This window comes from Ignavibacteriales bacterium (assembly GCA_016700155.1).
In the GTDB taxonomy this organism is placed as follows: Bacteria; Bacteroidota; Ignavibacteria; order Ignavibacteriales; family Ignavibacteriaceae.
On record CP065001.1, the window covers coordinates 1,239,093 to 1,251,047 of the forward strand.

The following is an 11,955-nucleotide window of genomic DNA, read 5'->3' on the forward strand; positions in this document are numbered from 1 at the left end:
AATATCTTAATTATGAATTTTCTTTATTGGAATATCCAAAACAAAGACTTAAGTAATTTAATTGCTGAACTTGTTTTGCAATTCGATATTGATATAATAATTTTATCTGAAGTAAAAAACATATCAAAAATAAAATTACTTAAGACTATTAACGCAGATCTTGAATTAAAATTCACATTTCAAAATAGCCCTGTCAATGATCCGATTATATTAACTAGATATAAAAGTGATTTTGAATGGATATATGATGATTTAGGTATATGTTGCCGGAAATTTAATCATCCCTTAGGATTAGATTTTAATCTGATTGTTCTCCATTTAGGGAGCAAATTATATCAGGACAAAGACGACCAGGTTCTTAATTCAACTCGAGTTCGTGAAGTCATTGACGTAGTTGAAAAAAAATCTGGGCATAATAGAACTATATTAGTAGGGGACTTGAATATGAATCCATATGAATCAGGTTTAGTTGGCGCGGATGGAATTCACGCAATTATTGATAAAAATATCGCATTGAAAGAAAAAAGAACTATTGGAGGAAAAGAGAGATATTTTTTTTATAATCCAATGTGGAGTCATTTTGGATATGGTAAATCAAAGCCCTTAGGGACTTACTACTACAACAACAGTAGACAAGTTAACCACTATTGGCATATATTTGATCAGGTGATAATTAGACCTCAACTAATCAAGTATTTTGATGAAGATAATCTTGAAGTTATAAGTGAGACAAAGAGTGGTAGTTTGTTAAACAATAATGGACAACCAAATCAAATAAAAGCTTCGGATCATTTACCAATAAGATTGTCTTTTAATTTAATAAGGAGTGAAAATGTCAAATGATGATTTGTGGGGTGATTTACCAGAAGTGGAGAAGATTCGAACTCCGCTAGATATTTTATATGACCAAGCGGATGTTATCAGCAAAAAAACGAATAATTTGATAGAAGGACGAGTAGCAGTAAGAGATGGTAAAAGTTATTTAGTCGATGCTTCGCTTGTTCTATTGTCCAACATTCTAGGATATTCAGCTACAATTGTGAGAATCACCCATAATGTTGAAATGTATCCAGTAACTGTTTTAGACAGGTTATCGAATGTAAATTATGCTGCTGAAAATGAAAATGACTTTAAAGAAATTCTAAAAGAGATATTTAATTCAGATTCTGTAAGGAAAATTTTAATAGCGTTGTTGACTCAAATTAAATCAAGAGAATAAAATTTTTCATGAATGATTATTTTCTCAAGGCTGAATCAATAAATAAAACTTTCGGCAGAAGGTTAATCTTTAAAGACCTATCATTTCATTTTAACAAGCCTGGTATATATGGAATATCAGGTGCGAATGGTTCAGGTAAATCAACACTTGTGAAGATCATTGCCGGTATTAATTCACCATCAAATGGTAAGATAATTCACTCAATAGGCGGAGCGGAAATTATTCCTGAAAAACTTCACAACTATATCGGATTTGTTTCACCATATCTTGTTCTTTATGATGAATTCTCCTCAATGGAAAATCTCAGTCATTTTGCTTCAATACGAAATATCAGTCTGAATACTGAGCGGATAAATTATCTGTTCAATGAATTTAAAATATTCGACAGGAGAAACGACCTTGTAAAAACATACAGTTCAGGGATGAAACAAAGATTAAAATTTATTTTTGCGTTGATGCATACTCCTGAGCTTATCATACTCGATGAACCGACTTCCAACCTTGATGAAGACGGGAAAAGTAAAGTATACAAGATCATTGTTGAAGAAGCTAAAAATCATATTGTACTTGTGGCTTCAAATGAGCGGACTGATCTTCAGTATTGCAGTGAGGAGATCATTCTTGAAAAATATAAGAACAATACTGAGTAAAACTGCCTGATGTCATTAAGATCAAAATCATACGCCCTGTTCAAAAAAGATTTCAGTTCGGAACTAAGAACGCGATATGCGGTCAATTCACTTGCAATGTTCATCATCGTTGCAATAAGTGTTATACTCTTTTCTGTTGGTAACGAAAAAATATCTGAAAGCCTTACTGGGGGATTGTTCTGGGTTGTGATTTTCTTTACGGCAATGTCCGGGTTGTCTCGCGCATTTGTTTCTGAAGAAGAGAGAGGAACTTCTCTTACTCTTCAGCTTATTGCTTCACCATCGACAGTGTTTACAGGTAAACTGTTGTTTAACCTCATTCTTGTTTTCTGTATGAATACTGTTATAGCGATACTTTACTCAGCATTGTTTGAAGCATTTGTTATGAAAAATTTTGTCCTGTTTCTTACCTCATTTATACTTGGGAATATAGGTCTTGCAGCAGCATCGACAACTATTGCCGCAATAATTTCTAAAGCCGGAGCGAAAGGAACATTATATCCCGTTCTTTCTTTCCCGATTTTATTGCCTTTAATTTTAACATCGGTTCAGCTTACATTATTTGCGATAGATGGCACATCCTTTGAAGAAAGTAAGTTTGAATTAGCAATAGTTGTTAGTTACGATGTTATAATGCTGACAGCTTCCTATATGCTGTTCGATTTTATCTGGAAAGATTAGTAAATTCACTCAAATTTTAATCAGGTTTTTATGGTTTGGAAAATATTTCTTTTTCTACTGTTGAGTTTTGTATCAGTCGCGGGAATAGGGTTTCCCATAGTCGAGAAACCATCTGCCTGGTATGAGTTTCCATTCATTCCCGGTTTGGAAGAAAACGCGAAAATAATTTTCTTCCATGTTCCCACAGCATGGCTGACATTGATCGCTTTTCTTATGTCAACGATTTACAGTTTCAAATACCTGCGTAAAAAAAATCTTGATGATGATGCAAAGTCTTACGCAGCGGCACAACTCGGAATTATTTTTTGTATCCTTGCAACAGTAACAGGCGCGGTCTGGGCTAAGTTTGCATGGGGTTCTTACTGGAGCTGGGATCCGCGGCAGACTAGTATATTTGCTTTGCTGCTTATTTATGGAGCCTGGTTTGCATTACGTTCATCTATTGAATCGGAAGAAAAACGGGCGACGCTTTCTTCTGTTTATTCAATGATTGCTTTTATTACGGTTCCGTTTTTTATTTTTATTATGCCCCGTATAATGAAAGGACTTCATCCCGGTTCAGCAGATGATACAAACGCAGGACCGGTTATCGATTTTAAAATGAACTCGAACATGCAATTAATATTTTTCCTTTCGATGATCGGATTTACAATTTTGTATTTCTGGATGTGGAAGGTTGGATATAAATCAATTATTCTAAGAGATAAAATTAATAAACAATTAATCAGAGGTTAAACTTGGAAGGTTTTCACCAGTTCCTTGAAAAGAATGCAATCTATATAGTGATGATAATCGTCCTTATTGTATGGACAGGAATCTTCCTGTACATGCTGAATCTTGATAAACGTATAAAAAATGTTGAAAAAGAAATAACGGAGAAGAAAAATGAAAAATAAATATATATTCGGCGGAGCGATAATTGTGTTATTCCTCAGCCTTATGGTTTATCTTTTTACCCAGAGTAATATTCAATATGAAGAAGACTTTGCAGTTGTAAAAGCAAATGGCAAAACAGTTAAAGCTACAGGTCAATGGGTTAAAGAAAAAAATTACGAAGTAAATAAAGAACAAAGGACATTCAGTTTTTATCTGGCTGACGCAAAAGGAGTTGAGATGAAAGTTCTTTATAACGGATCAATCCCTAACAATTTTGAATCAGCGGTTTCAGTTGTAGTTACAGGTAAGTATGAAAACGGACAATTCCACGCAAGGGATATACTTACAAAGTGTCCAAGCAAGTATGAAGAGCAATATGAGGAAGTGAAAACAACAACATCAGTGATGTAAAAAAATTAGAATGAGAAACTGACTTTCTGAACTCTCCGCTTTTATAACTATGTGAAATAAGGAATATGAATTATGATTGGTAGTATTATACTTACACTTGCGCTTGCAAGCAGCATAATAGCGATGATAATGTTCTACCTCAGTTACAGAGGATATAATAATACTTTGAACATTGGAAGGATCGCTTATCACTCAATGGCAATGCTGGTAATTGTTGCGTCTACTATACTATGGTATGCGCTGCTTAACCACCAGTATGAATACAAATATGTGTACAGCTACAGTGCCAATAGTTTGAGCACCGGGTTTCTGCTCGCTTCTTTCTGGGGCGGACAGGAAGGCAGTTTTATGCTCTGGTTACTGCTTACCTCAATTGTTGGAATAATACTTCAGTCATACTCTTCCAAAAGAGGCGACCTTGAACCAAGAGTAATGGCAGTGTTTACACTGGCGACAAGTTTTCTATTGGTGATGGTATCACCATTATTTAAAAATCCTTTTGCATCAATCTGGGCTGAACCTGTTTTCCTGAATGCAAAAAGTATTAACCCGGCATATTTCGGCATGCCGTTCCTGCAGAGTTTTATGTTCAGTGACGGATCATCCGGACAGAATTTTGTAAAGATGAGCGCTGAACTTGTCGCTGTACTTAAAGGTGCAGGAATTTCTCTCAATCAGTTTATTATTGACGGTAAAGGATTGAATCCCCAGCTTCTGAATTTCTGGATGCAGATACATCCGCCGATTTTATTTATAGGATTTTCAATGGCAACAGTTCCGTTTTCATTTGCCATTGCCGCTTTAATGAAGAATGATTACAAAGACTGGGTAAAGCAATCACTGCCATGGGTTCTTGCCGGTTCGGGAATATTGGGATTAGGTATTATGCTCGGAGGTTACTGGGCTTATGAAATGCTTGGTTGGGGCGGTTACTGGGCATGGGACCCAGTTGAAAATTCAAGTTTAATACCATGGCTGGTTGGTGTCGCATCAATACATACGATGCTCGTTCAAAAGAAAAGCCAGTCAAAAGGCGGTCCGGGTAAGTATATAAAAACGAACCTGATGCTGAGCATGATGACTTATATACTTGTACTATACAGTACTTTCTTAACAAGAAGCGGAGTGCTTGGCGATGCGTCAGTTCATTCTTTTGTTGATCCCGGTATGCTTGTTTACTTATTCCTTGTGATTTTTATTTCTTCATTCATACTTCTTGGAGTTGGAATGATTGTTTACCGGTGGAAAACTCTAAGCCAGGAACCGCCGGCTGATGAGAGCATTCTTTCAAGAGAACTGGCATTGTTTACTGCGGCTATCGTGCTTTGTGCATCTGCTGTAATTGTTCTTGTCGGAACTTCCGCTCCTATATTCGGACAAGCTGTTGATACATTCTTCTATAATGAAATGCATCTGCCTTTAGCTATCATCATAGGATTACTCAACGGTGTAAGTCTTTTGATAAAATGGAAACAATCGACTACACAGGAGTTGATTAAAAAATCGATAATATCTGTCGCCGCATCCATTCTTTTCACAGTAATATTGGTTATTGCAGGATTAACTGATCTTATGATGATCATCCTTGCGTTCGCTACATCGTTTTCACTTTTAGTTAATCTTGAAATTGCAGTAAAAATTATTCGCGGTAATTTAAAAATGCTTGGCGCGTATGTTTCTCATATAGGCATAGCACTGTTTATACTCGGCGTTATAGGTTCAGCATTCGGCAGTGATGAAGTGGATATTGATTTGATTAAAAATCAACCCAAAGAAGCATTCGGTTATGAAATGACTTTTACAGGAATTGAACCGATAGAGAATAACACCAAGTACGCATTCCACATTAATCTGAAAGAAGGCGATAAGAATCACACAATTTCCCCGGTTATGTATATAAGTGATTTTAACAATGGATTAATGCGTGAGCCTGCCATACTTTCGATGCTGACTCGTGATGTGTATTTGTCACCGTTAGGTTATGAAGAAGGCGGAGATGATGGTCATAATCACGGTGGTTCAACAGTTACTTTAGAAAAAGGCGGCACAACTGAATTTAATGACGTCAAAATAAACTTTAATGAATTCCTTATCTCCGGCGAAACTATGACAGCAATGCAGACCGGACAGGATTTTGAAATGGGCGCAGCTTTAACAGCGGAAAAAGACGGGAAGAAAAAAGAATTTAAACTTAAACTTATTTCTAAACAGGGAAACAGAGAACTTACATCTGAATCCTTCCCCGACTTGAACATGAAAATTGAATTGGTGAATCTTCAGGCAGGTAATATCCAGGTAGCATTATCTGCACTTGATAATTCACAGCCTGAAACAACTGCGCCGAAGCAGGAAGTTCTTTCAGTCACTGCTAGTATAAAACCATACATAGGACTTGTGTGGATAGGTGTTCTGGTTATGTTCCTCGGATTTTTAGTTTCGGTTGCTAGAAGATTGAAGGAATCATTGGTATAAAAAGCTTATCAAAGGGCGGTTCATCCGCCCTTTTTATTTTACTTCATAACGCACATCATTTTCATTCATAACATTTTTAAACCATCCCTTTACTGTTTTTATTATATTTGCCGCATAAGCAAGTAATAAAATTCCGGAGGTAAATAATGTTCACCAGCCATAGCAGATTTATCAAATACTTTTTCATTCTAGTTTTTCCATTCATTACTGCGATGATACCAACAGTTCCCGATGAAGGGATGTATCCGCTGAGTGAAATACGGAAACTCGATCTGAAATCAGCAGGCTTAAAAATCAGTATAGATGAACTTTATAATCCCGATGGTACAAGTCTTATCGACGCGCTTGTTAATATTTCCGGATGTACAGCATCGTTTGTTTCAGCGGATGGTTTGATGATCACAAATCATCATTGTTCGTTCGGGGCAGTACAAAGAGCAAGCACACTGGAAAATAATTATCTTGAAAACGGGTTCAGCGCGCCGACAAGAGACAAAGAAATTCCGGCTGAAGGTATTACAGCACGGATAACGGTTTCGTATGAGGATGTTTCAAAAATTATTCTTGAGGCTGCGAACAAAGCGGATGACATTACTAAAAGAACCGAAGCCATCTCGAAAAAAATCAGCGAACTAATAAAAGCTGAAGAAGAAAAAGATCCTTCTATTAAAGCATCTGTCTCTGAAATGTTTACCGGGCAGTCGTATGTATTGTTCAGATATAAAACTATAAATGATGTACGTCTTGTTTATGTCCCACCGAGATCAATCGGTGAATTTGGCGGTGAATCTGATAATTGGGTTTGGCCAAGACATACAGGTGATTTTGCGTTTTTGCGTGCTTATGTCGCACCGGATGGTTCACCTGCAAAATACTCTGAAGACAATGTGCCGTTCCAACCTAAAAAATATTTAAAGATAAATCCTAACGGTGTCGACGAAGAAGATTTTGTTTTTATACTTGGATACCCCGGAAGGACATACAAACATCAGCCGTCACAATTTCTACAGTACCAGGAAAATATTTTACTTCCTTACGTGTCTGAACTTTATGCATGGATGATGGATTTACATGAAGAAGTCGGAAAGAATGATCCTGAATACGCGCTTGAGATTTCTTCACTTGTAAAAAGTCTTGCAAACACTGAAAAGAATTATCGCGGTAAATTACAGGGTTTATCAAGGCTCGGTCTCGTACAAAGTAAAAAGGATGAAGAAATTGAATTGCAGAAGTACATTGAAAGTAAAACCGAATTAAAATCTAAATACGGAAATTTGCTGAACGATATTAATGATGTTTATAAAGATAGATTTGAGTCAGGAAAACTGCCGCTTGTAATTCAGATGCTATCGAGATTTACCACGATGTACAGGGTCGGAGATTTGTATGTGAACTATAAAAAAGAAATGCAATTACCCGATGCAGAGAGAAGATCTTCATTCCAGGAAAAGAACAGAAAAACACTACTCGACCAGATAACCGCCATATACCAGGATTTTCGACCGGAAGTAGATAAAGAAATAATGATGAAAATTCTTGTTGATGCACTTCGGTTTAAAGAAGTGACAGGTTCTAAACTATTTGATTTTGTTGATGGTTCTAAAACAACGAATGAATCGCTTTCAGCTTTCATTGATGAGTTATACTCCTCATCCGAATTTAATGATGCTGAAAATGTTTTAGCCCTCTTTGAATCTCCTGATCTTGAAGATGATCCGCTTCTTGATATGGCAGCTTGTATAGGTTCAGTTAAAGACGTAGAGGATGAAAAAAATAAAATACGTGAAAGTAAACTTAATCTTCTGCTTGCTGAATTTATGGATGTTAAAAAAATGTGGAAGGAAAAACTTTTTATTCCGGATGCTAACAGCACACTCAGACTTACATACGGATACATCCGCGGTTATGCACCTGCAGATGCTGTTTACTATTCACCTATAACCACTCTAAAAGGAGTTGTTGAAAAAGGGAAGGACTCAGGAGACTATCAGCTTCTGCCAAAAATAAAAGAGCTTTACAACAAAAAAGATTTTGGAATTTTTACGGATGAAAAGTTAAATGATGTTCCTGTCGCCATTTGTTATAATACAGATACGAGCGGCGGAAATTCAGGAAGCCCGATATTGAATGCTTATGGTGAACTTATCGGTGTTAACTTTGACAGGGCATTCGAAGCTACGATAAATGATTTTGCATGGAGTGAAGTTTACAGCCGTTCAATCGGAGTTGATATAAGGTATGTGTTATGGGTTACTCAAAAAGTCGGTGGTGCTGATTATATTCTTAATGAACTTGGAGTGGAAAGCAAATAATCTTTTTAATCCATTTAAATTCGGGGTTATTTTATGAAAAGCCCTAACCAAAAGTTATTTACAAGGTGGAACACCGCATCGTGGGTCGTGATTATTCTTGGATGCGGATATGTTTATGCTGGTTTCTTTTTTCCTGATCCGGTTTTATCAAAACTGCATTGGGGACCGCAGGCTGTTTTACTCGGGATAAAAATAATTATCCCGATCATTCTTCTTGGCGCAGTTTACTTTTTCTACGCAATAAGAGTAGGGAAGACAAAGCCCGGTGCTGTAGTACTTCTCTCAATTGCCCTGCTTGTTTTCGCTTCTATACTTTACCCGGTCGGAGATTACTTTTATCAGAAATCTCTTTCAAAAAAACTTGATGAATTCCATTCACTGCTTCAGATAATACCGCCCGGTGTTCCCATTGTGGAATATTCAAACTATAATATTTTTTGTCTTGGTGGTTCCACAACTGAGTTTAAAGATAAAGCGGGACGCGACTGGACCAAAATGGTTGAGGATAAATTAAGTGATGAGGTGAATTCAAAAAAAATAAAATTTTATAACCTGGGCAGGCAATGGTATACCTCACAGCATATCCTTACAAACTATATTCAGAATATAAGACAGCATAAACCTGATATGCTTATCGTTATGGTGAACATAAATGATCTTCTTCACAATGCAGATTTTTCAAGGTTCAGTAAAGGTGATTTCAGAGAAGACTACGGACATTTCCTCGGACCATTAACGAATGTTATAAACAGAACAAGCCTGCTTCAAATGATAATTCAAACTGTAAAACAAAACTGGTATTACACAGAACCCGAAGAAGTTAATTCAGTTTCATTTTCCGGGTTAAAATCATTTGAGAATAATATTAATACTCTTATTGACTTATGCAGTATGGATAGGATAAAAGTCCTTTTAATGACTGAGCCAAATATTTACAAAGAAGCTATGCCGAGTGTTGAAATGGAAGCTCTGCATATGCTTAATACAGAAGCTATAGGAAACGGGAAAAAATGGAGCCTGCAAACTGCAATGACAGGTCTTTCTGCTTATAACCAGGTAATAAAACAGACCGCATCAAAACGCGGGACGATGTTAATTGATCTTGACAAAGTTGTACCAAAATCACTTGAATATTTTTATGATGATGTTCATTATAAAGATCAGACGTATGATCTGATATCGGATTATATTTCCGGTGAGTTGAAAAAACTTAAACCCTGGAAAAAATAATAGGAAAGAGTAACTCAACTGTTTAAGGAATTCAGAAGTATTCTGAAATGGGCTAACCCATCTTCAATAAAAAAGGCGATTCAATGAATCGCCTTAATTGTAAATAGCAAATAAAAATCTACTTGAGAAGGATCATCTTATTTGTTCTTGTAAACTCGTTCTGGCTGCCTGAGCCGATTCTAAGAATGTAGTAATAAATTCCTGATGAAAGATCCTTTGCATCAAAATTAATATCATAAGTTCCGGCAGGTTTTACTTCATTAACAAGATTCGCCACCTCCTGACCAATCGCGTTGAAGATTTTCAGACTTACAAAATTATCTTTTGGCAACTGGAACTTGATCATTGTTGAAGGGTTGAAAGGATTCGGATAATTCTGGTATAAGGCGTACTCAGTTGGTTTAACTGTAAATTCAACCTCAACAATTTTTGAATACTCATACTGTCCGTCGTTATCGATCTGTTTCAGCCTGTATGAATATTTTGAAGAAGACTTAGGCGCATCGGTGAATGAGTAATTTTTTTCTGAGTTTGAATTTCCGTGTCCTTCAACAAAACCGATTTTGGAAAAATTGATTCCATCACCTGACCGTTCAATATCAAAACCAAAATTATTTACTTCGGTCTTTGTTGACCAGTTAAGTTGAATTTTGTCATTCAAAAGTTTTGATGTGAATGATGTTAGTTCAACAGGGAGAGTGACATTCGATGCTGTGCTTTGATAATACCAAAGAGCTGGATTTACATTAGCACGATCTGCTCCGCCAAGTTCAATGTACCATTGACCTGCATCGCTAGCAAAACCACCTGGACATAATTCAAAACTTCCGGTCCCAACACCACCTGAAACTGTAACTGTTAGAATGGTATATTCCACACCTCCAGTATAAGTAGTACTTGCAATTAAACTTCCGGAAGCATAGATAATGTAATCGTACGAACCACTAGTTGCCTTGGCTCCTTGATTAACGTATCCAAACGAACTTGATTCTCCCGACAAATTCACTCCAGCACCGAGTGATGAAAGCCAGCGAATTCCGAAATTTCCACCGGTAAAGCCACCAGTGATATCTGCACTTGGTCTGAATCTTACAGTTAGTGTTGTACCAGATCCAAAAATTCCTCCATCTGCAGTCTGAGCATAAACAGAAATCTGTAAAAGCATAACAGACAACAAAAACAATAATGGAAATTTAATCTTCATTTTTACCTCGTTAAACTTATTATTATAAAGTCATTTACTAATTTGGAACTTGAGTTGGTCTGGTTACGTTAAAACCTGCATTACCAATTACATTATATATCAATAACCTGTCATTATTACTCAAGTTAAATTTAACTACACCGTCTAAATTAAAATCTTCAGGATAGTAGCCTGACGCGGTTGCATTGAATCCACCATTACCTATGCGATTATAAATCAAAAGTCTATCATTATTAGCTAGATTAAATTTCACAACTCCATCACCATTTGCATCTCCTGTCCATAGACCAAATGCAGTACCGTTTCCTAACAAATCCAGCATCGGGTTTGTTCCAAATGCCTGGGTTTGTGCAGTGCTAAAATCATATTCGGAATTTCCTCCAATCAAGTAGGAACCGGAAAGGGAGCTGGTCAAAGATAAAGAATTTGCACTCATAACCGCAAGGTGGTTTCTATGTCTGATAACAACATAATAACTTGAGATGTCGCCCGCTTTATAAAAATTCACCGGGCTGCTGCCGTCAAGATCGACAATGGTTCCGTCATTCAAAATAAAGCATGCTCTCTTTTGCACGGTTGAAGAATCTGCGGTGTTACGTCTCAGTTCAACCAATACCCAATCAACAACACCTGTCGGGATTGAAGCTACAGTTTCGTCACCGGTATAATTCCAGGGTGCTGCACTATATGGCTGAGAAAGCGGAATAAAATTATTTGTGTTTAGTGTGGTTGTCATAGTTCCGCCGCTGTAAGGTCCTTGCAGAAAAGCTGAAAGTGTGACAGCAGTTGAAGTTCCTGAAATACCGCCTGAACCAATTCCGCCATTGTATTGTGCTGTTGTAACTGTGCTGAAAATAATAATAGCTGAAAAAATTATTTTTAATTTCATTTTTAATTCCA

Annotated in this window: 12 protein-coding genes; 10 read left to right on the forward strand and 2 right to left on the reverse strand. The window is 36.7% G+C overall.

The annotated features are described in order from the left end of the window. Window positions 1-12 precede the first annotated feature (12 nt). From IPM56_05095 to IPM56_05140, 10 genes are all read left to right on the forward strand, one after another. Window positions 13-843: an endonuclease/exonuclease/phosphatase family protein gene (locus IPM56_05095; GenBank protein QQS37334.1), complete on the forward strand. Its 831-nt coding sequence runs from the start codon at window positions 13-15 to the stop codon at window positions 841-843. Next, window positions 833-1,219 (forward strand): hypothetical protein, encoded by a 387-nt coding sequence (locus IPM56_05100; GenBank protein ID QQS37335.1) that lies wholly within the window; start codon window positions 833-835, stop codon window positions 1,217-1,219. Before IPM56_05095 ends, IPM56_05100 begins: the two co-directional genes overlap by 11 nt. 8 nt (window positions 1,220-1,227) lie before the next feature. Further along, entirely contained in the window at window positions 1,228-1,869 is a 642-nt protein-coding gene (locus tag IPM56_05105) for an ABC transporter ATP-binding protein (protein QQS37336.1), read from the forward strand. A gap of 9 nt (window positions 1,870-1,878) precedes the next feature. Then, entirely contained in the window at window positions 1,879-2,550 is a 672-nt protein-coding gene (locus IPM56_05110) for a heme exporter protein CcmB (GenBank protein ID QQS37337.1), read from the forward strand. A gap of 30 nt (window positions 2,551-2,580) precedes the next feature. Then, window positions 2,581-3,285 (forward strand): cytochrome c biogenesis protein CcsA, encoded by a 705-nt coding sequence (ccsA, locus tag IPM56_05115; protein QQS37338.1) that lies wholly within the window; start codon window positions 2,581-2,583, stop codon window positions 3,283-3,285. A 50-nt stretch (window positions 3,286-3,335) separates the two neighbouring features. Next, window positions 3,336-3,446, forward strand: coding sequence for a CcmD family protein (locus IPM56_05120; protein ID QQS38227.1), 111 nt, complete (start codon window positions 3,336-3,338; stop codon window positions 3,444-3,446). Continuing rightward, complete coding sequence (locus tag IPM56_05125; GenBank protein QQS37339.1) at window positions 3,436-3,837, forward strand: cytochrome c maturation protein CcmE; 402 nt, start codon at window positions 3,436-3,438, stop codon at window positions 3,835-3,837. Before IPM56_05120 ends, IPM56_05125 begins: the two co-directional genes overlap by 11 nt. Before the next feature lie 72 nt (window positions 3,838-3,909). Further along, on the forward strand, window positions 3,910-6,309 hold the full coding sequence (ccsA, locus tag IPM56_05130; protein ID QQS37340.1) for a cytochrome c biogenesis protein CcsA: 2,400 nt from the start codon (window positions 3,910-3,912) through the stop codon (window positions 6,307-6,309). A 146-nt stretch (window positions 6,310-6,455) separates the two neighbouring features. After that, window positions 6,456-8,621, forward strand: coding sequence for a S46 family peptidase (locus IPM56_05135; GenBank protein QQS37341.1), 2,166 nt, complete (start codon window positions 6,456-6,458; stop codon window positions 8,619-8,621). 33 nt (window positions 8,622-8,654) lie between these two features. Then, window positions 8,655-9,851: an SGNH/GDSL hydrolase family protein gene (locus IPM56_05140; GenBank protein QQS37342.1), complete on the forward strand. Its 1,197-nt coding sequence runs from the start codon at window positions 8,655-8,657 to the stop codon at window positions 9,849-9,851. 118 nt (window positions 9,852-9,969) lie between these two features. On the opposite strand, the gene IPM56_05145 is transcribed toward IPM56_05140, so the two are convergent. Both IPM56_05145 and IPM56_05150 read right to left on the reverse strand, forming a co-directional pair. Further along, window positions 9,970-11,055, reverse strand: coding sequence for a T9SS type A sorting domain-containing protein (locus IPM56_05145; GenBank protein ID QQS37343.1), 1,086 nt, complete (start codon window positions 11,053-11,055; stop codon window positions 9,970-9,972). Window positions 11,056-11,092: 37 nt separating this feature from the next. After that, window positions 11,093-11,944 (reverse strand): hypothetical protein, encoded by an 852-nt coding sequence (locus IPM56_05150; GenBank protein ID QQS37344.1) that lies wholly within the window; start codon window positions 11,942-11,944, stop codon window positions 11,093-11,095. Between the last annotated feature and the right edge of the window lie 11 nt (window positions 11,945-11,955).